18 protein-coding genes and 1 pseudogene are annotated in these 20,874 nt (G+C 37.3%); 17 read left to right on the top strand and 2 right to left on the bottom strand.

Annotation, left to right across the window (positions count from 1 at the left end):
- Positions 1-155: 155 nt before the first annotated feature.
- Positions 156-500 carry a zinc ribbon domain-containing protein YjdM gene (locus ACE3RB_RS17600; protein ID WP_027373877.1) on the bottom strand — a complete coding sequence of 115 codons (345 nt, stop codon included), beginning with the start codon at positions 498-500 and terminating at the stop codon, positions 156-158.
- A 436-nt stretch (positions 501-936) separates the two neighbouring features.
- Here ACE3RB_RS17600 and ACE3RB_RS17605 point away from each other — a divergent pair, with 436 nt between their 5' ends.
- The 14 genes and pseudogenes from ACE3RB_RS17605 (at position 937) to ACE3RB_RS17670 (ending at position 15,121) form a co-directional block, all read left to right on the top strand.
- Entirely contained in the window at positions 937-2,142 is a 1,206-nt protein-coding gene (locus ACE3RB_RS17605) for a methyltransferase domain-containing protein (protein WP_332386151.1), read from the top strand.
- Between the two features lie 193 nt (positions 2,143-2,335).
- Positions 2,336-4,003: a GLPGLI family protein gene (locus ACE3RB_RS17610; protein ID WP_374465415.1), complete on the top strand. Its 1,668-nt coding sequence runs from the start codon at positions 2,336-2,338 to the stop codon at positions 4,001-4,003.
- A 320-nt stretch (positions 4,004-4,323) separates the two neighbouring features.
- Positions 4,324-5,991: an asparagine synthase B gene (gene asnB, locus ACE3RB_RS17615; protein ID WP_374465416.1), complete on the top strand. Its 1,668-nt coding sequence runs from the start codon at positions 4,324-4,326 to the stop codon at positions 5,989-5,991.
- A 368-nt stretch (positions 5,992-6,359) separates the two neighbouring features.
- Positions 6,360-7,202, top strand: coding sequence for a hypothetical protein (locus ACE3RB_RS17620; protein WP_374465417.1), 843 nt, complete (start codon positions 6,360-6,362; stop codon positions 7,200-7,202).
- 137 nt (positions 7,203-7,339) lie between these two features.
- Entirely contained in the window at positions 7,340-8,743 is a 1,404-nt protein-coding gene (locus tag ACE3RB_RS17625) for an MFS transporter (RefSeq protein WP_374465418.1), read from the top strand.
- Positions 8,744-8,953: 210 nt separating this feature from the next.
- Positions 8,954-9,829: a pirin family protein gene (locus ACE3RB_RS17630; protein ID WP_374465419.1), complete on the top strand. Its 876-nt coding sequence runs from the start codon at positions 8,954-8,956 to the stop codon at positions 9,827-9,829.
- Between the two features lie 157 nt (positions 9,830-9,986).
- Positions 9,987-10,298, top strand: coding sequence for a GNAT family N-acetyltransferase (locus ACE3RB_RS17635; RefSeq protein WP_374465420.1), 312 nt, complete (start codon positions 9,987-9,989; stop codon positions 10,296-10,298).
- Positions 10,299-10,347: 49 nt separating this feature from the next.
- Complete coding sequence (locus ACE3RB_RS17640) at positions 10,348-11,247, top strand: pirin family protein (protein WP_374465421.1); 900 nt, start codon at positions 10,348-10,350, stop codon at positions 11,245-11,247.
- A 21-nt stretch (positions 11,248-11,268) separates the two neighbouring features.
- Positions 11,269-11,808, top strand: a pseudogene (locus tag ACE3RB_RS17645) (NADPH-dependent FMN reductase).
- Positions 11,801-12,379: a TMEM175 family protein gene (locus ACE3RB_RS17650; RefSeq protein ID WP_374465422.1), complete on the top strand. Its 579-nt coding sequence runs from the start codon at positions 11,801-11,803 to the stop codon at positions 12,377-12,379. The pseudogene ACE3RB_RS17645 and the gene ACE3RB_RS17650 overlap by 8 nt, the downstream one beginning before the upstream one ends.
- A 1-nt stretch (position 12,380) precedes the next feature.
- Positions 12,381-12,599 carry a (4Fe-4S)-binding protein gene (locus ACE3RB_RS17655; protein WP_278352754.1) on the top strand — a complete coding sequence of 73 codons (219 nt, stop codon included), beginning with the start codon at positions 12,381-12,383 and terminating at the stop codon, positions 12,597-12,599.
- Positions 12,599-12,994 (top strand): OsmC family protein, encoded by a 396-nt coding sequence (locus ACE3RB_RS17660; protein ID WP_374465423.1) that lies wholly within the window; start codon positions 12,599-12,601, stop codon positions 12,992-12,994. The genes ACE3RB_RS17655 and ACE3RB_RS17660 overlap by 1 nt, the downstream gene beginning before the upstream one ends.
- Before the next feature lies 1 nt (position 12,995).
- Entirely contained in the window at positions 12,996-13,283 is a 288-nt protein-coding gene (locus ACE3RB_RS17665) for a GNAT family N-acetyltransferase (RefSeq protein ID WP_002984420.1), read from the top strand.
- A 278-nt stretch (positions 13,284-13,561) separates the two neighbouring features.
- Entirely contained in the window at positions 13,562-15,121 is a 1,560-nt protein-coding gene (locus ACE3RB_RS17670) for a sodium:solute symporter (RefSeq protein WP_374465424.1), read from the top strand.
- A 197-nt stretch (positions 15,122-15,318) separates the two neighbouring features.
- Here ACE3RB_RS17670 and ACE3RB_RS17675 read toward each other — a convergent pair whose 3' ends face one another.
- Positions 15,319-17,430 carry a reprolysin-like metallopeptidase gene (locus ACE3RB_RS17675; RefSeq protein WP_374465425.1) on the bottom strand — a complete coding sequence of 704 codons (2,112 nt, stop codon included), beginning with the start codon at positions 17,428-17,430 and terminating at the stop codon, positions 15,319-15,321.
- Between the two features lie 322 nt (positions 17,431-17,752).
- Between ACE3RB_RS17675 and ACE3RB_RS17680 the strand changes: the two genes are divergently transcribed.
- The 3 genes from ACE3RB_RS17680 (at position 17,753) to ACE3RB_RS17690 (ending at position 20,203) form a co-directional block, all read left to right on the top strand.
- On the top strand, positions 17,753-18,271 hold the full coding sequence (locus ACE3RB_RS17680; RefSeq protein WP_374465426.1) for a hypothetical protein: 519 nt from the start codon (positions 17,753-17,755) through the stop codon (positions 18,269-18,271).
- Between the two features lie 69 nt (positions 18,272-18,340).
- Positions 18,341-19,225 carry a transketolase gene (locus ACE3RB_RS17685; RefSeq protein ID WP_374465428.1) on the top strand — a complete coding sequence of 295 codons (885 nt, stop codon included), beginning with the start codon at positions 18,341-18,343 and terminating at the stop codon, positions 19,223-19,225.
- A 30-nt stretch (positions 19,226-19,255) separates the two neighbouring features.
- Positions 19,256-20,203: a transketolase family protein gene (locus ACE3RB_RS17690; protein ID WP_374465427.1), complete on the top strand. Its 948-nt coding sequence runs from the start codon at positions 19,256-19,258 to the stop codon at positions 20,201-20,203.
- The last annotated feature ends 671 nt before the right edge of the window (positions 20,204-20,874 follow it).

Consider the following 20,874-nt stretch of genomic DNA (forward strand, 5'->3'; position numbering starts at 1 on the left):
TTACATTTGTATTTCCACAGCATAAGGAAATTTTTGGTTAATTCTCTTTCTGCCTTCCGGACGGACATTAGCATTATTGCAATTAAGTCTCTTGAAAGATTACACTGTCCAATTTTTTCCTTTTCTTATTTTTAGGGTATAAAAGAAGAATTATCTTACGCTTTCTTTACAAATTCTGACTTAAGAGCCATCGCCCCGAAACCATCAATTTTACAGTCGATATTATGATCGCTTCCCGGTCTTAAACGGATATTTTTCACTTTAGTTCCTGCTTTTACCGGCTTTGGTGCTCCTTTTACGGGAAGGTCTTTTACGACTACTACAGAATCACCATCCTGAAGCTCATTTCCGTTAGAGTCCAATATTTTTCCTTCATTTGCAGCTTCAGAAGCAGCTTCTTCAGGATTCCATTCGTAAAAACACTGAGAACATACCATCATGTTATCGCTTGGGTAGGTAAACTCAGAGCTGCATTTCGGACAAAGTACTGTATCACTCATATTTTAATTTTTTGCAAAGGTAGGGCTTTTTAAAGGTTGAAGTCAAGAGGTAAAGCTCAGTATAGTAGACAATAAGCATATATTAATTTTACACCACTAAGTGAATTAATACAAATTAAATAAACCTGTCGCAAAGAAAATAAAGTATAATAATGAACAGTGTATATTTTGTTAACAAATATTTTTCATTAAGCAAAAATATAGGTTTATTCATCTTAGAATAAAAGGCTATTGTAAGCAAATAAAAAAATATAAATCTTCGTAAAATAGTTACAAATTCAGCATAAAAATTTATTTGCTGTATAAAAATTCACCAGCAAAGCGGATTGACCATTGACCATTCACAATTCACCATCCTCATCAACTCTCCCACCCCAAATTCCAAACTCTCAATTAAAAGTCGTATTTTTGCAGATTCAAACAGCGAAGCAAATTTATGGAACTTATTCACAGAAACTTGGCAATCGGAATTCACGATGCCTTACAGGAGACATTTTTTGAGAAAAACAAATATGCCGATAAAGTTATTGAAAGACTTTTGAAAGCAAACAAAAAATGGGGAAGCCAGGACAGAGCCGTTGTTTCTGAAATTTTCTACAATATTATCCGTTGGAAAAAACGCCTTGAATACTATATGGGTGAAGGCGTAAAACCCAACAATATCTACAAACTGATCATTGCGTATTTGCTTTGGAGCAAAACCAATTATAAAAAATTTGAAGAATTTGACGGAATCAAAATCGCCGATATTCTTACCAAACTTAAAAAGAACACCGTTCCTACAAAAGCAATAGAACATTCTATTCCCGACTGGCTTGCTGAAACACTTGAAAAAGAACTGGGTGCCAACTGGGAAAAAGAAATGACTGCCTTAAATGAGCAGGCCCCTACTGTTTTAAGAGCTAATTCTTTAAGAACAACAACTAAAGAACTTATTTCTGATCTTTCGGATGAAGGTGTTGTATCTTTTCCTGTTAACGGTTATCCTGATGCTGTTCAGCTGGAGGAAAAGAAGAATGTTTTCCTTACCACAGCTTTCAAAGAAGGATTATTTGAAGTTCAGGATGCTTCTTCCCAGAAGATCGGGTATTTCCTTGATGTAAAAGAGGGGCAAAGAGTGGTGGATGCTTGTGCCGGTGCAGGGGGAAAAACACTTCACCTGGCAGCATTAATGAAAAACAAAGGACAGATCATAGCCTTAGATATTTTCGACTGGAAACTCGCGGAGTTGAAGCGCCGCGCAAAGAGAGCCGGAGCCCATAATATCGAAACCCGTATGATCTCGGACAACAAAGTGATCAAGCGTCTTCATGAAAAAGCAGACAGACTTCTGATTGATGCTCCATGTTCAGGCCTTGGAGTTTTAAAAAGAAATCCGGACAGTAAGTGGAAGATTGATCAGGATTTTATTGACAGAATTAAAAAGGAGCAACAACAAATCCTTCAGGATTATTCCAAGATGCTTAAAAAAGGAGGAAAAATGGTCTACGCAACGTGTTCTATCCTTCCTTCTGAAAATAATCTGCAGGTAGAAGAATTCATCAAAAACAACCCTGGATTCAAAATGATTAAAGATGAAAAAGTAATGCCTAGCGAAGGGTATGACGGATTCTATATGGCTTTGATTGAGAGAGTTTCTTAGTCTAAACCCAATAAACAATATATAAAAACTACTCTATTTTACAGGGTAGTTTTTTTTATTTTCAAAATCTTTCTGAAAAAATGTAACAATTTTTGTAACATTTAGTAAACGTTACCTACTAACTGTATAGATTAAATCCGTTTTTTGATGCTGTAGAAAGTTTAGAATAACTTTTCAGGAAACTCATTTATTTATGCATACAAGAATTATTTTCAATATTCTGGCTGTTTTTTTATACTGTCTGTTTTCTGCACAGGCCTATGAAATTCAGTATACCAGCTCTTATAACGGAAAAACATTAACTGACCAGCCTTCTACCATTGTATGGGTTAATGAAAAGGAAAATTTTATTATCAACAATACGATCAAGGAACAAAAAAGCAGCTATCCTTATGAGATCACTAAGGTAGAAAAGCCATCCAATACTATTGTCTCTTATGCTTTTTTAAAACCCGGTTCAATCATCTCGACGTCAGATGCTGAATCTGTAGGAAAACAGGATTTCGAACTGACCAGTGAAACGAAAAAAATCCTGGGATACAACTGTAAGAAAGCAGTCACAAAAGTCAATTCCAATACCATTGAAGTATGGTACACCAATGATCTGAAACTAAAAGGCGGGCCTTCTGTTTTGGGACAAAATCTGGGATTGGTCCTGGAAGTGGAGAGAAATAAAAATTCTTTGGTTACAGCCGGATCAATCAAAAAAATCAAAAGTACCGGAATTGAAAATATTCTGAAAGGAAATATTCAGACAACAGATCAGTTAGGCTATAAAGATGAGCTTTGGAAAAGCAGATTTACCACACTGAATGTTTTTGAAAATGAAACCATCAATTTCTCTGATGCCTCAAAATCTGACAGCCAGATAAAAAGATATGCCAATGGAACTATCATTCTTAAAAAAGTAAAATTCCCTGCTATTACAGAAGGTGAAAATATTTTTATAGAGTTGAAACAGCAGTCTAACGGAGACGCCTATGACAGAACAGGAACTGTATTTTTTATTCCGCAGGACAAAGAAAAATCGTTTTTTGACGGACTGGAAAAAGGAGTAAAAACACTTCCTGCCTACGAAAACGGAAACGGAAAACAATATTACGGAGTAACAGCTACCAGCAACTACAGCCCCGCCATGGAAATGATGCGTTTCTTTACTGCATTTGGAATTCAGAAGTTCAATCATATTCAGCTTAAGGGAAAAGACTGGCAGACTATAAGTCCGTACCGGCAGGATATTACAGAATTGAAACCTGCTTTGTCAGGAAAAGAACTATGGATCGGTACATTTATTGGCAATTATGATAAGGGCGGACATAAAGTGAGTCTTGACATTACGATCCATAAAAGCGATCAGACAGTTTATAAGAACAATGTGGCCATTCCGTTATTCAATACTTTAAATATTATGGAAATGGCCGGGCAGGATTATTCTACAATGTTCAGTCAGGATAAAGGGCTTCTTGTCAATTTCACTTTAGATAAAGACCTGACAAATGCACAGCTGAGATATACCACCACCGGTCACGGAGGCTGGGAAAACGGAGACGAATTCGTCCCAAAAACCAATTCTATCTTTGTGGATGGAAATCCGGTATTTTCATTCATTCCCTGGAGAACAGATTGCGGTTCGTACCGTCTATACAATCCGGCTTCAGGAAATTTCCAGGACGGACTTTCTTCATCAGACCTCAGCAGATCAAACTGGTGTCCGGGAACAGTTACCAATCCTGAATTCATCCATCTTGGAGATCTGAAAGCAGGTAAGCATACAATACAGGTAAAAATTCCACAGGGACCAACCGAAGGAACAAGCTTCAGCTCATGGAATGTTTCGGGGACATTACTTGGGATCCAATAAAAACAAAACCTTCTTGCATGAGAATTTCAAGAAGGTAAAAACACAAATGATGAAAAAAAATTATTTCGAGCCACAAAGTAAGGGGTAAAATTCATATAATTAATTACCATAGATTAATAAATATGTCATTTTTATTTCGTATAAGGATGACAATAATTTGCCTCAGCGAAAAAAATTAATCAAAAACACGCCAATTTCAATAAATAATTAAAATTTTTAACTTTAAAATATTAATTGGTTAAAAATTTTCACATTTAAACTTTTTTTTATTGTTATTTATAAACATCACTTCTACTTTTGTCTCATAAATTATAAAAATTATGTGTGGAATTGTATGTTTATTTGACGCCAAACAGAAAACTGATGTATTAAGACCCCAGGTTTTGGAAATGTCAAAAAAAATCCGTCACAGAGGACCGGATTGGAGTGGAGTTTTTCAGGACGAAAAAGTAGTTTTCTCTCATGAAAGGCTTGCCATTGTAGATCCTACATCCGGAAAACAACCTTTATTTACCAAAGACGGAAAAGTAGTATTAGCTGTAAACGGTGAAATCTACAACCATAGAGAATTAAAAGAAGAGTTTCCTGATTATGAATTTCAGACTCAGTCTGACTGTGAGGTAATCCTGGCTCTTTATAGAAAATACGGAAAAAATTTCGTTGAAAAACTGAACGGAATTTTCGCTTTCGCCTTATATGATACTGAAAACGATGTTTACCTGATTGCCCGTGACCATATGGGAATCTGTCCGCTTTATCAGGGCTGGGACAAAAACGGGAACTATTATGTAGCTTCTGAACTGAAAGCTCTTGAAGGAGTTTGTAAAAAAATCGAAACCTTCTTACCGGGACATTTCCTGTACAGCAAAGATGGCGCTGAACTTCAGCAGTGGTATAAAAGAGACTGGGAAAGTTTTGACCACGTAAAAGAAAACGAAACGGATATTGCAAAATTAAGAAAAGGCCTTGAAGATGCCGTACACAGACAACTGATGAGTGATGTTCCTTACGGAGTACTTCTTTCCGGAGGTTTGGATTCATCTGTCATTTCAGCCATCACAGCAAAGTTTGCACGCCAGAGAATTGAAAGCGGTGATACCCAGGAAGCCTGGTACCCAAGACTTCACAGTTTTGCGGTAGGACTTGTAGGTTCGCCCGATCTGGCAGCGGCTCAGAAAGCAGCAGAACACATCGGATCTGTTCACCATGAAGTTAACTTTACCGTACAGGAAGGATTAGATGCTGTACGTGACGTCATTTACCACCTTGAAACGTATGATGTAACAACCATCAGAGCTTCCACCCCGATGTATCTTCTGGCAAGAGTGATCAAGTCTATGGGAATTAAAATGGTTCTTTCAGGAGAAGGTTCCGATGAACTTTTCGGTGGCTATTTATATTTCCACAAGGCTCCTGATGCAAGGGAGTTTCATGATGAAACAGTGAGAAAACTGGGAAAACTTTACCTGTATGATTGTCTGAGAGCCAACAAAGCACTAATGAGCTGGGGAATTGAAGGAAGAGTTCCTTTCCTTGATAAAGAATTCATGGATATTGCCATGACGCTTAATCCAAAAGATAAAATGATCAGCGCCGCAGAAGGAAAAATTGAAAAGTGGGTGTTGAGAAAAGCTTTCGAAGATATTCTTCCTGATTCTATTGTCTGGAGACAGAAAGAACAGTTCTCTGATGGTGTAGGATATTCATGGATCGATACTTTAAAAGAGGTCGCTGAAAAAGAAGTAACGGATGAAATGATGGCTAATGCAAGATTCAGATTTCCATTGAATACTCCTCAGAACAAAGAAGAGTACAGATACAGAACTATTTTTGAAGAACATTTCCCAAGTGAAACCGCTGCCGCTACAGTACCATCTGTTCCTTCAGTAGCCTGCTCCACTCCTATTGCTTTGGAATGGGACGAAGCCTTCAAAAAAATGAATGATCCAAGCGGAAGAGCGGTGAAAGTACATGAAACGTCGTATTAGATTATGTTATTTGTTTCGGGATATTTTAACGCAGTAAGTGCGCCAAGATATTTCCATTAGTGTTTAAGAACGATCGCAAAGGCGTTTCACTTAGCAACAGACAAACTGATATCCTCGCTGAACGAAGTGCCCTTGCGAACGAAATATATGGGATTAAAATATAAACCTTGCGACCATAGCGTTTATTTAACCTTGCCAATAATATTAATTCACTAATTAAAATATATATTTTTTTCATTCAAACATATAACTCTCTCTGTTATAATTTATCAATCCTGTAGCAATACAGGATTTTTTCTTGAATTAACAATAACAATATGGCATAATTTAACTCACAATCCAAAATAATATCTAATAAATAATTATATTTGGAAAACGAAAATATCAATTATAAAAAAATGAGAAGAAACCTTACTGTTTTATTTGCCTTATTAGCCATAAGTTTCGCTTTTGGACAAGGAAAATATGGCAAATATCTGAATTCAAAGAAGCTTGCTTTGGCTTACAAGAGTGTGAAAGACCAGGATAAAGATGACTACTATCAACAATATTATTGGCTTGTAAAGGCAGAACAGCTGAAAACGTATCCTCACCTTAAAGATATAAAACCTGTTGTTTTATACGAATTTGTAAAATATGTTAATCCTCAGAATCCGACAAAAAAACTTGATGACAGAGGAAAAGAGCTTAGAGCAACAGCAGAATTATCTTTAAATCAGTATTTTAAAAATAAAAAAATTGAAAACAATTCTGTTTTAATGTACAACCTTGAAACGTATGTAGATCCTTCAAAAGGCCAGTATTACACTAAGGTTGATCCGGAAAAAATCAAGGAACTCGTACCTAAAGAATTATTTGCTTTCAATTCTTACAACAGAAACATCGGAGAGGAAAAAACATATTATCTTTGGATTGACAAGAAAAAGGACGATCTGAATATTGTAGACATCATTCCTAATGAAAAAGAGGACAAAGCTTTTTATACCAGATTAAGACAATATCTTCCCAATTATAAATTTTCAAAGTATGTTCCTACTGTAAAAAAAGGGAACAAATCTGATAAGACGGACATTGAATACTATTACATCATGCCGTTTGAGCAGAATACAGATAACATCGAATACAAAACAAAGGATTTCAAAACTTTCACTTTAAGCCAGTACAGAAAAGCCGGTGATGAATGGAAAGGAGTAGAAAAACCTAGAAAATAAATCAAAAAGTCCTGTGAAATTTCACAGGACTTTTTTAATTTTATATGGATTTCTTTATCTAAGGATCAGACTGCTTAAAGCAAGCGGTTCTTCAAATCAAATAAGTCTGGGTGTTTTTATGACCCAGCCGGTACAAAATGACAGAAGCAAATACACCACAGACATCCGTAAAAAAAATACTTCCCTTAATTCTGGCCACTGCTATTTTTATGCAAATGCTGGATTCCACGATCCTGAATACTTCCCTGCCCGCCATTGCAAAAGATCTGAATGAGTCACCACTCAATATGCAGAATGCCATTATCAGTTATGTTCTGACCCTAGCAGTTTTCATGCCGGCCAGCGGATTTCTTGCAGACAGGTTTGGAACAAAAAAAGTGTTTATATTTTCTTTGATATTATTCAGTCTGGGTTCTTTGTTCTGTTCCATGTCCCAGAATCTTACCCATTTGGTAATTTCAAGAGTTATCCAGGGAGTTGGAGGAAGCTTGATGACTCCTGTAGGGAAACTAGCACTCATTAAAACATTTGATAAAAACGAATTGCTTAAAGCAATGAACTTCGCCATTATTCCTGCACTTATCGGGCCTGTACTCGGTCCTTTGGTAGGAGGTTATATGGTAGATTATCTTTCATGGCACTGGATATTTCTTATCAATATCCCGATTGGCCTTCTGGGAATTCTTTTAGGATTAAAATTCATGCCTGATTATAAATCTGATGATGTAGATTTTGATTTAAAAGGCTTCCTGATTTTTGCAGCAGCCTCTCTCCTGCTTTCTGTTTCATTGGAGCTTTTTGGAGACATACAGAATATTACTCCTGTTTTGCTTGTATTTATTATGGGATTCCTTTTCCTGTATTATTATTACAAACATGCCAAAAGAGGAGGAAATCCTATTTTCCCTTTAAATCTGTTTCAGGTAAGAACTTTCCGGGTAGGTATCGTAGGAAACCTTGCCACCAGATTAGGAATCAGCTCCGTCCCTTTATTGCTGCCATTGATGATCCAGATTGCCTATAAACAGGCTGCAGTAACCTCAGGCTGGATCATTGCCCCTATGGCTTTAACCGCGATCTTCGGGAAATCATATGTAATTAAAATCTTAGATAGATATGGTTACCGTCAGACTTTAATGATCAATACGTTTATTATAGGAACCCTGATATGCCTGCTTGCCATTCCTGATATCCATACTTCTCTGTATTGGTTTGTTCCGATTATTGCGATATTAGGCTTTTTCAACTCTATCCAGTTCACTTCCATGAACACTATTTCTATTGCCGATCTCCGGAACTTTCAGACCAGCAGCGGAAACTCTTTACTTTCTGTCAATCAACAGCTGGCGATAGGCTTTGGAATAGCCTTCGGACTGATTGTTTTAAAGCTGTACGAAAATACAGATCTCATCAAAGGAGAAATTCATAATGCATTCCGGTTAACTTTTCTCACTGTAGGTATATTAACGATTCTATCAGGATTCGTGTTCAGGAGACTGCATATTTCGGATGGAAAGAATATGAAGTCGAAGGAGGAATAATGATAAGGGAAATAATAAAGGCGAAAAAGCAAAATCGCAAAAGGGCGAAAAGGTGAAAAGGTGAAATAGTGAAATATACTGCAGAGCAGTTTTGCTCATTTACGGTTTTGCCCTTTTACCTCTTCACCTTCCCCCTCTCACGAACTTAACACAGATCAATGCTTTTCACAGGTAACTATGGTAATTTTGTTTACATAAATCAACAATGTGATGGCAACTAAAAAAATAGAAATCGTAGTATCTCCAAGACCTGCGCATTTTGTAGGCGATGGATTCAGGGTTCATAATTTCATTCCGGGAGTGCCTGGATTGGATATGAAAAGAATGGATCCGTTCATTATGCTGGATTACAATTCAAAATTTCACTTCAACGGATCAGACAGACCAAGAGGAGTTGGTGTACATCCGCACAGGGGTTTTGAAACTGTAACAATAGCATATAGCGGAAAAGTAGAACACCATGACAGCGCCGGCGGCGGCGGTGTTATCGGAGAAGGTGATGTTCAGTGGATGACTGCCGCCAAAGGAGTTCTTCATAAAGAATATCATGAAACGGAATGGGCAAAAGAAGGAGGAATTTTTCAGATGGTTCAGCTTTGGGTAAATCTTCCGGCGAAAGACAAAATGAGCTGTCCAAAATATCAGGCTATTGAAAACTCTAAGATGGAAAGAGTTGATCTTGGTGACAATGGTTTTATAGAGGTGATTGCCGGAGAATATGACGGTCACAAAGGACCTGCCAGTACATTCACACCGGTTCACATGATGAATGCCAAACTTAAATCAGGAGGAAAAGCTGATTTTAATTTTCCTGCTCATTTCAATACCGCTGCTTTGATTATTGAAGGAAGTGTTATTATTAATGGCGAGGAAACAGTTAAACAGGATCATTTCGTTCTTTTTAAGAATGAAGGTGAAACATTCAGCATTGAAGCAAAAGAAGACGCTGTTGTTTTGATTATCAGTGGTGAACCTATTAATGAACCGATTTATCCTCATGGTCCTTTTGTTATGAATTCGAGGGAGGAAATCATGCAGGCTTTCGAAGATTTCAATACCGGAAAATTCGGATATCTGGAAGATTAAAAGAATTAAATTTATTGTAATCTTTAATTATTCCTTTTTTATTAACTTTATATGATGGCAAACCTTACAGGTTTCAGAAACCTGTAAGGTTTAGCTGTTATAATGAATACGCTCTGTTTATTCTATTTGGAAAACAGACACCCTTAATGCAAAAATTATGAAACCTGAATTTGAAAATATACCTCTTGTAAAGGCAGAAAAAAGATTTGAAATAGAAGTCAACGGGCATCACGCATTTATCGATTATCGTGAGACCATGCACCAGATTTCTTTAATTCATACCGAGGCAGATGCTGAACTGGCAGGAACGGGTGCAGCCGCAGCCGTAGTGGAAAAAACACTGCATTATATTGAAGAGAGCGGGAAAAAACTTCTTCCGTTCTGTCCATATGTTTTCGCCTTTATAAGGAAGCATCCTGAGTGGAAGCGTATCGTGGATGAGAGATTTGAAGGATATGACAAACTCTGAACACTTTCATCAATTCAATTAAATAACATTTAAAAAGTATCACATCATTATGTCAAATATTGGACTTATCATTGAAGAAAAAGCAGCGGATATCGGTAATTTCCTGGTAGGAAGACTTCTTCCTTTCCGTGAAAAAAGAGCTGTAGGACCATTTGTTTTTATTGATCATATGGGACCATCAGAATTAAAAGATTATCAGAATCTTGACGTTCCGCCACATCCGCATATCGGTTTATCTACATTAACGTACCTGCTGGAAGGCTCTATTTTTCACAGAGACAGCATCGGAAGTGCTATTGAAATAAAACCGGGTGCTGTAAACTGGATGACTGCCGGAAAAGGGGTGGTACATTCTGAAAGAACTCCTGAATATTTAAGGCACAGTGATAAAAGACTTCACGGATTTCAGATCTGGGTAGGACTTCCAAAGCACCTTGAGCAATCAGAGCCTACGTTCCATCATATCGAAGCGGATGATATTCCGGTTTGGGAGGAAGACGGCATCCAGTATAAATTAATTGCCGGTGAAGCATTCGGAAGAACCTCTCCGGTTCCTGTACACAGCAAGTTATTTTTCATTGAAATCAAAACCAAGGAAGCTAAGAAAATCAGCATCGGAAAGGATCTTTACGGAGAAGCGGCAATGTATGTTCTGGATGGAACTGTAACTACAGACGGAAACTCTTATGGTTCAAAACAGCTGATGATCGCTAAAGATACCAAGCTTTGTGAATTTGACATGAGTGAAAACGGAACCGTTTATCTTTTCGGTGGTGAGCCCTTTGATGAAGAGCGTTTTATATTCTGGAATTTCGTCAACTCTGACAAAGAAGTAATTGAGCAGGCAAAAGTAAACTGGAATGACCAGAACCACGAGGCATTTCCTCTGGTGCCAGGTGACGAAAACGAATATGTTCCGCTTCCTAAGGCTATTTTAAACAGAAAATAACTTCAGTCCGATTGATTAATCATGAAAATATTAGCATTTGCAGGAAGTACATCTTCCACGTCTATCAACAGGGAACTGGTTAAATTTGTTCTGAAAGATTTTCAGGATTAAGAAATCAATCTGATTGACCTCAACGATTTCACCATGCCTGTTTTTTCTGTAGATCTTGAAAAGAAGGGTTTTCCTGATCAGGCTCATCAGTTTTTAAAAGCTATTGAGGAATGTGATGTCATCATCTGCTCTCTTGCAGAACACAACCGTTCCTACAGTGCTGCTTTTAAAAATGTTTTTGACTGGGCTTCAAGGATCAATGTAAAAGTATTTCAGAACAAGCCGATGCTTCTGATGAGTACTTCTCCAGGAGGTTATGGCGGCGGAAATGTGATGAATACAGCAAAAACATTTTTCCCGCAGTTCGCAGCAGATATCAAGGATACATTTTCATTACCGAAATTCTATGAAAACTTTGATCTTGAAACCGGAGTCATTAATCCGGAAATGCTGAATGATCTGAAAGGTAAAATCCAGAATTTTAAAAATCAGGTAAAAACAAATGACTAAAGGAAGATTAGAGGCTTTCAGCGATGGTGTTCTGGCTATCATTATCACCATTATGGTACTTGAACTGAAAGTACCGGAAGGAAATGACTGGGCCAGTCTTAAACCTCTTCTCCCTAAGTTTTTGGCCTACATTTTCAGTTTTATTTATGTAGGAATTTACTGGAACAACCATCATCATTTGTTCCAGACCGTAAAAAAAGTAAATTGCAGTATTCTTTGGGCCAATCTTCATGTGCTATTCTGGCTTTCTCTGATGCCTGCTGCTACAGAATGGATCGGGACCACCGGTTTTTCAAAAAATCCTGTTGCTGTATATGGTATCGGGCTCATCATGGCCGCGATTGCTTATACGATTCTGGAGCATGTGATCATCCGCTGTGAAGGGGAAGACTCAAAGCTGAAAGAGGCAATCCATTCGAAATATAAAGAATATATCTCCATTGTATTTTATGTTCTGGGAATCGCTACTTCATTTTTTTATCCTTATATTGCCATAGGTTTTTATTATATCGTGGCTCTCATATGGCTGATTCCGGACAGAAGAATCGAAAAATCATTAAAAGAAAATTAATATGGAAACACACGAATATCCCAACGGCGACATTACTGTCATCTGGCAGCCCCAGAAGTGTATCCACTCGGCTGTATGTGTAAAACTACTTCCGAAAGTCTACAATCCCAAAGAAAGACCCTGGATAAAAGCGGAAAATGCAACTCCTGAAGAACTTAAAAAACAGATAGACCAATGCCCTTCCGGTGCATTAAGTTATAAATTCAATACAGAAAAATAATGGCGGTAACAGTAAAAGCAAGTTTAGGAAAAACAAAATATTATACAGAAGTAACAGCTGGCGAAAATCAGATTATTACTGATGAACCGGTTGATAAAGGCGGACAGAATAAGGGTTTCAATCCTTTTGAAATTCTGGCAACGTCACTGGCAAGCTGTACAGCTGCTACATTGAGAATGTATATTGAAAGAAAGGAATGGGATGTGGAAAACATCAATGTGGAAGTAGAACTTGAAAATTTCCCGTTAACAAAAAGAGCTGTCTTCAAAAGAGATATCAGTTTTGAAGGTATTCTGGATGATGAACAGAGAAAGAGGCTGCACACCATTGCCGATGCATGTCCTGTTCACAAAATCTTAACCAACGACATAGAAATATTAACCAAATTCTCATAGTATGATCGAAGTAAAACAAAACAACGACGAAAAACACGGAAGTTTTGAAGCTTTCATAGATGGAAGACGCGCAGGAATGATGACCTATACCTGGGCGGGAGAAGAAAGATTTATTATAGACCACACCGAGGTGGAAGAAGCCTACAACGGAAAAGGTGTAGGTAAGGAAATGCTTCTGGCAGCAGTAGATTTCGCCAGAAAAAACGGGAAAAAGATCATCCCTCTCTGCCCTTTCGCTAAGGCAAGTTTCCAAAAAAGTGAGGAACTTCAGGATGTTTTAGTCAACTAACCACTGTTTCCACCCTTACAATACAAACCTTCCGGAATAGATCTGGAAGGTTTTTTTATGCCGTTATTTTTATTTTCAAAACCAGATTTTCTTTAACGCAAAGTTTATTTTGAATTATATTAAATTTTAAGTGAGCAAAGAGTGAATCGATTTTGAATCGATTTGATAAAGCAAACTGTTATTATTGGCTTTAAAACAGTACAATAATTGTGTCTGAGCTAAATTCACGATTCACGACTGATCTTTTTTATATATTTGCTAAAATTTAAAAATCAGGCATGAATCCAGGAACTATCCTTTTGCTATTTGTTTTCGTCTATTTTATCGGTCTTTTGGTGATTTCTTATTTCACCAGCCGGAATTCTGATAACCAGTCGTTTTTCATCGGTAACAAAAAGAGTAAATGGTGGCTCGTAGCATTCGGGATGATTGGTACCAGCTTAAGCGGGGTTACTTTTATTTCAGTTCCGGGAACCGTCGGAAAAATGACCGGCTCCGAATATATTTACGGAGGTTTTGAGTATTATATGATGGTTATCGGGTTTTTCATCGGATATTTTATTGTTGCGGCCATATTGCTCCCGCTTTATTATAAAATGAATCTGACTTCCATTTACACTTATCTTGGAAAAAGATTCAATGTGGAAGCTCATAAAATAGGCTCGATCTTTTTTATCATTTCAAGAGCAATTGGCGCTACAGCAAGGCTATATCTTGTGGTAAATGTTTTACAGATTTTCCTGCTTGAAGGATTGGGAGTTCCGTTTTGGGTAACCTCACTTGTACTTTTACTGATGGTGCTTCTGTATACTTTTGAAGGAGGCGTAAAAACGATTGTGATTACAGATACGCTGCAAACCTCTTTTATGATCATCAGTCTAGTAGCATGTATCACTTACATTTTATCTAACCTGAACTTATCCTTTGGGGAAGCATACACCATTCTGGAGCAGAAAAACTATACTCATTTCATTAATTTTGATCCTAATTCCAAAACCTTTTTCCTGAAAACAATTCTGGGAGGAATTTTTATTACGATTGCCATGACCGGGCTGGACCAGGAAATGATGCAGAAAAATATCTCTGTGGATAATCTTAAGAACTCCAAGAAAAACATGCTTACGTTTGCAGGAACGCTTCTTCTGGTAAACCTTGCCTTCTTATTCCTGGGAGGATTATTATACCTTTTTGCACTACAGCATGGAGCAGAATATGGAACAATAAACGGTGAAACAATAACGAATATTTTCGGCTTTAAAGATACAGCAGGTAACATCAAAAACATCATGGGAGACGATCTTTTCCCGGCACTGTCACTTCAGGGATATTTTCCCATGGCTATTTCCGTTATCTTTATTATCGGACTGATTTCCGCATTATTCCCTTCAGCTGACGGAGCTTTAACGGCTGTAACAAGTTCATATTGCGTAGATCTATTAAACCTTAATGAGGATAAAACCAAAACTGAAAAAGAAAAGAAACGCCTTCGTATGAAAGTACATTTAACTTTCACCGTCGTTTTCTTTATCCTGATTATGGTTTTCAAGGCCATGAATGACAAGTCTATTGTTTACCTGATCATGGAAATTGCAGGATATACTTACGGACCGCTTTTAGGACTTTTCGCTTTCGGAATTTTCACCAAATTTCAGATTTCAAGAAAATACTCTATTCTTACCGTAACGATCTTAGCTCCTGTACTGACTTATCTGATCAATCTGGCTGTTACCACTTATACAGATTACAGAATCGGCGTAGAGCTGATTGTTCTGAACGGATTACTAACTTTTATTGGCCTATGGCTGGTAAAAGACAGACAACATTTAAGAGTAGTTTAAATTTAATAGTAAAAATAAAACGGCTGTTTTCAATTGAAAACAGCCGTTTTTTATATCATACCCCGCATGGATTATTCTTTAATCCACTTGATTGTTTTATCTATATTCTTAGATTTAACTTTAATCAGGTAATCTCCTTTAACCAGGTAAGACAAGTCAAAAGTGCCTGTTTTATCATGGCTCAGCTTATTATTTGCCTAGCTGAATACCAGTTTTCCGCTTACATCATAGATCGTAATATCATATACTTCATTTGAACCGGCAAACTGAACATTCAGCAATCCTTTGCTTGGATTAGGATATACTACAAATACATCCTTATTTACAGATGCTTCATTCACTCCCAGTGTCTGGGTAATGGTAAAGTTAGTCGGGTTAATATTATAGAAAACATTCGTTTCTGCAGCTACCATAATTCTGGCCTGCGTTGTATTCACGTTAGGAATGGTAACTGTCTCGGAACCATCGTTCGGAGTGGAGCCTAAGATCAGTGTAGGATAAGTAAGACCTCCGTCTGTAGAGAGGTAAATATTTACAGTAGCGGCATTTACAGGAAATGCAGTTGTATTGGCTACATCCCATGTTATGGTTTGGGTAGAATTACCTGCCCAGTTTACTGCTGTTGTAGGCGCCGTTACAGTAAATGGCCCTGAATTGCCATCTACAATAATAATAGCATCATCGTTTGCAACCCCTGCGCAACCTGCGTTGTTATCTCTTACAGTCAGTCTGAATTCCATTGTTCTTGCATAAGATGGTCTAACTTCTCCTTTGGAAACAGTTCCATTAATCACATCTGTTAGTTTTGGAAAGTATCTGTAAGGAACCGTTGCAGGAACGTATGATCTGAACAGAGGTGCATTTCCTGTTGGAGCATTCCAGTCGCCTGCAGGCCCTACATCATTCTGTTCCCAACTGTAAGTAAGTGGGTTGTTATCTATATCCGAAGCAGATCCTTCCAGTCTGAACGGTGTACTTTTAGGAATTGTATAATCACCGCCGGCATTAACAGTAGGAGCGAAATTGTTAACAGGAAGGGTAACCTGGCAAGTTGTTGACTGAACTTTTGTCGTGATGGACTGGAATGATTTTGTATGGAAAGTAGGAATACTGTTAGCCGCTAAGTTATTTGTACTTCCACAAATTCCTGCATAAGCCATAATGGTAATCCCACTTCCAGGCTCTACAGCATTGGCTGCGCTACGGTTTCCACCACCACAGCTTCCTGTAGTTGCATTAAAAGTATGTGGTCCTCCAAACTGATGCCCTACTTCATGGGCTACATAATCAATATCATAAGGATCACCCACAGGGTTAGGAGAACCAGTGATTCCTCTTCCTTTATTGGTACTGTTACAGATTACGCCTAATCCTGCCAAACCGCCACCTCCGGTACTGAAAGTATGGCCGATATCATAATTGGCATTTCCTATCAGTAAATCAATCTGAGTCTGGCTTTCGTTAATTAATGTTCCGGCACTATCATTTCCTGTAAAAGGATCTGTAGCAGCATTTGTAAAGATAACATTGGTTTCGGTAGCTACCAATACCAATCTTGAAGCTACTTCCTGCTCATATACACCATTTACTCTGTTTACGGAGGTTACAATTGCCGAAAGTGCCTGTGCAACGGTAGGTGTTGCTGTTCCGGTTGCAGCAATTGCATACTGATGGGTACAAGCCACAGCAAATCTGAAAACTCTAATTTGAGTTCCTACGCTTGGACTTACGGTTTTCTGAGCGTTTTTTTTTCCTAACGGAGAATCGTCTTCATCTTTTACACCACAGCTTCTTGGATTTTTATCAATTAAATCACTTTTTCTGTAAATAATATAATTGTTAATATCCTGTTTCGCATAAGGATCAATATAAGTATCTCCTGCTACTGCAGATTTTATCTGCGCATGGAACCCTAATTCTGTAAAATCAAGTTTAATTGTAGCATACTTATCATCAATTCCCTGCCCTGTAAAAGTAACAATCTGAGGAAACTGACCGGCTAATTCCGGAGCCATCACTGAAGATTTCCAGATTCTGAATTTCGCTTTTGTACCATCAGGCATTGGCAGTACAATAACAGGTGCGTTATCCTTACGGTCACTGTCTTTCAATTCCGGAACAGTATTAAAATAATTTTTCATTCCGGCCACATCCAATGTATAGGTCAGTGACTTTTCCGGTTGTACGGTTCTGTTTTTAGGATCTGCTTTGATAGATCTCTCACTGATCACCGTAAAAAAATCCTGGGCTTTCCCTAAGGAAACGGATATAATGAATATCCCCAAATAAAATAATTGTTTAATTTTCATATATAATGGTATGTAATTTTATTCATTCGGTCATAAAATCAAAGGCTGAAAAATATTCAGTCAATGAAAATAAATCAAATAATCTTGAATTATAAAATTAATTAAATTTATCGAATTGTCACATAATAAAATTCAAAAAAAATGAATATAAATTTAGAAAAACAATAAAAATCACGATGTATAAAGCATTAAATCCAAAGGAATAGTTTATTTTTTTTCTTTTTAATAAATCATTACTCAACGTATTTCAATATCTTTGAAGTGGATAAAATAAACATGACAATAAACTCATTAAAATAAAAAAAACAGAAATTAAAAAACCATGAAAAAAATTATTACAATTTTCACATTTCTATTAACATTGAGCTTTATGAATGCTCAGGAAAATTTTGAAGTATCGACATTGAGAATCGGCCCATTTAAGGTCTTCATGCCAAAGGTTGAAGCTGAGAAAATCGCTGGAACAAAACTGACTAATTCAAACGGAGAGAAAAAAAATATTGTTAAGTATGGTGGAGAAACCATTCAGATTGATCTTTTTGATAATTATATCAATGAAGCTAATCCAAGTGTTCCTTCCATCACGTATATGACGACAACAAGTAAAAAATTTAAAACCAAAAGCGGGATCGGAGTCGGAAGCACAAGAGATGACCTCATTAACGCTTATAGAAATTACCCTAACTTCAGTGTACGTCCGGATTGGAATAAAAACGACAAGCCTGTTAAGGATTCCGGTTATTTCAATATTGAAGACAGCCAGGCAGGAACCCTATTAAGCTTTAAATTTGTTAATAATATTGTTACTGAAATTTCCGTTTACCTCAATGAAGGCTGTTAAAAGCGGAGTATTAAATAAATCATACAAATCCGGGTTTTTATATCCGGAGACCGGCATTTCCGGTAAAAAATTGTAAATTCGCATACAAATAAATCAGATATAATGAGTAAAAGTATTGAAGAGTTAAAAACTCTTACTACGCAGATCAGAAGAGACATTTTAAGAATGGTTCACGCTGTAAATTCAGGGCACCCGGGTGGCAGCCTAGGTTGTACAGAGTTCTTCACAGCCCTTTACGGAAAGGTAATGAACTATAAACTTCCTTTCACTATGGAAGGCAAAAATGAGGATCATTTTTATCTATCAAACGGACATATTTCTCCGGTATTCTACTCTACTTTGGCAAGATTCGGTTTCTTCCCGGTTGAAGAGCTGAGTACTTTCAGAAAATTAGATTCAAGATTACAGGGACACCCTACTACGCATGAAGGACTTCCGGGAGTTAGAATTGCTTCAGGTTCACTTGGACAGGGACTTTCTGTAGCGCTTGGAGTAGCACAGGGTAAAAAATTAGATGGTGATCAGTCTCTTGTTTACTCTCTTCACGGAGATGGTGAGCTTCAGGAAGGTCAGATCTGGGAGGCACTGATGTATGCTTCCGCTAAAAAAGTAGATAATATCATTTCTACTATTGATTATAACGGACGTCAGATTGACGGAGATACAGATGATGTATTAAGCCTGGGAAATCTTCATGCAAAACTTGAAGCATTCGGATGGATTGTTCTGGAAGAAAAGAATGGTAATGATCTTGAAGCGGTAATTGCAATTCTTGAGAAAGCAAAAACAGAAACCGGAAAAGGAAAACCTGTAGCTATTCTTCTTCATACAGAAATGGGTTATGGAGTAGATTATATGATGGGATCTCATGCATGGCATGGTAAAGCTCCTAATGATGAGCAGTTAGACACAGCATTCAAGCAATTGTACCTGGAAGCTCCGGCTGATTACTAATATCTTAACATCTCGATTAATACAATAAAAATGAAATATACATATACAGAAAAAAAGGACACTCGTTCAGGATTCGGAGCAGGATTAGCAGAACTCGCTGACAAAAATCCTAATGTAGTAGCACTTTGCGCAGACCTTATCGGCTCTTTGAAAATGGAGAAATTCATTGAGAAGGCTCCTGAAAGATTCTTTCAGATAGGAATTGCTGAAGCCAACATGATGGGAATTGCTGCAGGTCTCAGCATTACAGGAAAGATTCCTTTCACTGGAACTTTTGCCAACTTCTCTACTTCAAGGGTATATGACCAGATCCGTCAGTCAATCGCTTATTCTGACAAAAATGTAAAAATCTGTGCATCTCACGCAGGTCTTACTTTAGGGGAAGACGGAGCTACACACCAGGTTCTTGAAGATATCGGTATGATGAAAATGCTTCCAGGAATGACAGTGATCAACACTTGTGATTACAACCAGACTAAAGCAGCTACATTGGCGATTGCAGATTTTGAAGGTCCTGTATATTTAAGATTCGGAAGACCGGTAGTTCCTGTATTCATCCCGGAAGATATGCCTTTCGAAATCGGAAAAGGAATTATGCTTCAGGAAGGTACCGACGTAACTATTGTTGCAACCGGACACCTTGTATGGGAATCTCTTGTAGCAGCTGATGAGCTTGAGAAGGAAGGTATTTCCTGTGAGGTTATCAACATCCACACGATTAAGCCTCTTGATGAGGAGATCATTTTAAAGTCTGTTGAAAAAACAGGTAAAATTGTAACAGCTGAAGAACACAACTACCTTGGCGGTTTAGGAGAATCTGTTGCAGGTATGCTGGCAAGAAGAAGACCTACAAGACAGGAGTTTGTAGCAGTGAACGATACCTTCGGAGAGTCTGCAACACCTGCTGAACTGATGAAGAAGTATAATATTGATGCTGCAGCAGTAAAAGAAGCTGTAAAGAGAATTTTAGCTAACTAAGATTTAGTAATTATAATACAGGCCCCGGCTGGTTCTCTGAACCAGCCGGGGCTTTTGTTTAGGTTATAAATGTGGATTGTTGTTTCGTTAATGACCACTCCGTCAAAAATTCTTTGAATTTTCGCCACCCCTCCGGAGGAGGGGAATGATTATACACATCATTGTCATAGTTGATAGCCTGTCTATTTTTTCAAATAATATCTTATCAGAGAGCGTCACATTTCCAATTTAAAATATAAAAAATCCGTTTTTTTATAAAATTTCAACAGATAATTATGCTGTTTTTCTGTCAGAAATCGCTGATTTTTGCAAACAACATGATGAAAAACATGCAAATTCCTTTCAAAACAGGCTGTAAATGCCCCCTTTTTCAATGCTTGATTTTACTTATTTTACTGTATTGTACAATAGAATATATTTCTATGCACATTCTGTTATATTTCATGATTTTCTTTACACTATCTGACTTCACTTTATACTTTTCAATGTTTGAAATATTTCACCAAACCCTCTGATATGGTGAAAATTCGCATTTGCACGTGTGTACAAAAAATAAACAAATCACTTACAAGTTTTATCCCATTGACGTGAACTGAATATTTATAGATTTGAAAACATTGTAGGCTTCCCTTTTTTAGTACGATTTAAAATTAGACAATTTTTGATATTGT

The organism is Chryseobacterium sp. (assembly GCF_041914225.1).
Taxonomy (GTDB): domain Bacteria; phylum Bacteroidota; class Bacteroidia; order Flavobacteriales; family Weeksellaceae; genus Chryseobacterium.

Bases quoted from the DNA above. Each gene is read 5' to 3' on its own strand.
- ACE3RB_RS17660 (WP_374465423.1), top strand. From the start codon at position 12,599: ATGGCGGTAACAGTAAAAGCAAGTTTAGGAAAAACAAAATATTATACA.
- ACE3RB_RS17655 (WP_278352754.1), top strand. From the start codon at position 12,381: ATGGAAACACACGAATATCCCAACGGCGACATTACTGTCATCTGGCAG.
- ACE3RB_RS17600 (WP_027373877.1), bottom strand. From the start codon at position 500: ATGAGTGATACAGTACTTTGTCCGAAATGCAGCTCTGAGTTTACCTAC.
- ACE3RB_RS17675 (WP_374465425.1), bottom strand. From the start codon at position 17,430: ATGAAAATTAAACAATTATTTTATTTGGGGATATTCATTATATCCGTT.
- ACE3RB_RS17650 (WP_374465422.1), top strand. From the start codon at position 11,801: ATGACTAAAGGAAGATTAGAGGCTTTCAGCGATGGTGTTCTGGCTATC.
- ACE3RB_RS17680 (WP_374465426.1), top strand. From the start codon at position 17,753: ATGAAAAAAATTATTACAATTTTCACATTTCTATTAACATTGAGCTTT.
- ACE3RB_RS17605 (WP_332386151.1), top strand. From the start codon at position 937: ATGGAACTTATTCACAGAAACTTGGCAATCGGAATTCACGATGCCTTA.
- asnB (WP_374465416.1), top strand. From the start codon at position 4,324: ATGTGTGGAATTGTATGTTTATTTGACGCCAAACAGAAAACTGATGTA.
- ACE3RB_RS17610 (WP_374465415.1), top strand. From the start codon at position 2,336: ATGCATACAAGAATTATTTTCAATATTCTGGCTGTTTTTTTATACTGT.
- ACE3RB_RS17630 (WP_374465419.1), top strand. From the start codon at position 8,954: ATGGCAACTAAAAAAATAGAAATCGTAGTATCTCCAAGACCTGCGCAT.
- ACE3RB_RS17665 (WP_002984420.1), top strand. From the start codon at position 12,996: ATGATCGAAGTAAAACAAAACAACGACGAAAAACACGGAAGTTTTGAA.
- ACE3RB_RS17670 (WP_374465424.1), top strand. From the start codon at position 13,562: ATGAATCCAGGAACTATCCTTTTGCTATTTGTTTTCGTCTATTTTATC.
- ACE3RB_RS17625 (WP_374465418.1), top strand. From the start codon at position 7,340: ATGACAGAAGCAAATACACCACAGACATCCGTAAAAAAAATACTTCCC.
- ACE3RB_RS17640 (WP_374465421.1), top strand. From the start codon at position 10,348: ATGTCAAATATTGGACTTATCATTGAAGAAAAAGCAGCGGATATCGGT.
- ACE3RB_RS17635 (WP_374465420.1), top strand. From the start codon at position 9,987: ATGAAACCTGAATTTGAAAATATACCTCTTGTAAAGGCAGAAAAAAGA.
- ACE3RB_RS17690 (WP_374465427.1), top strand. From the start codon at position 19,256: ATGAAATATACATATACAGAAAAAAAGGACACTCGTTCAGGATTCGGA.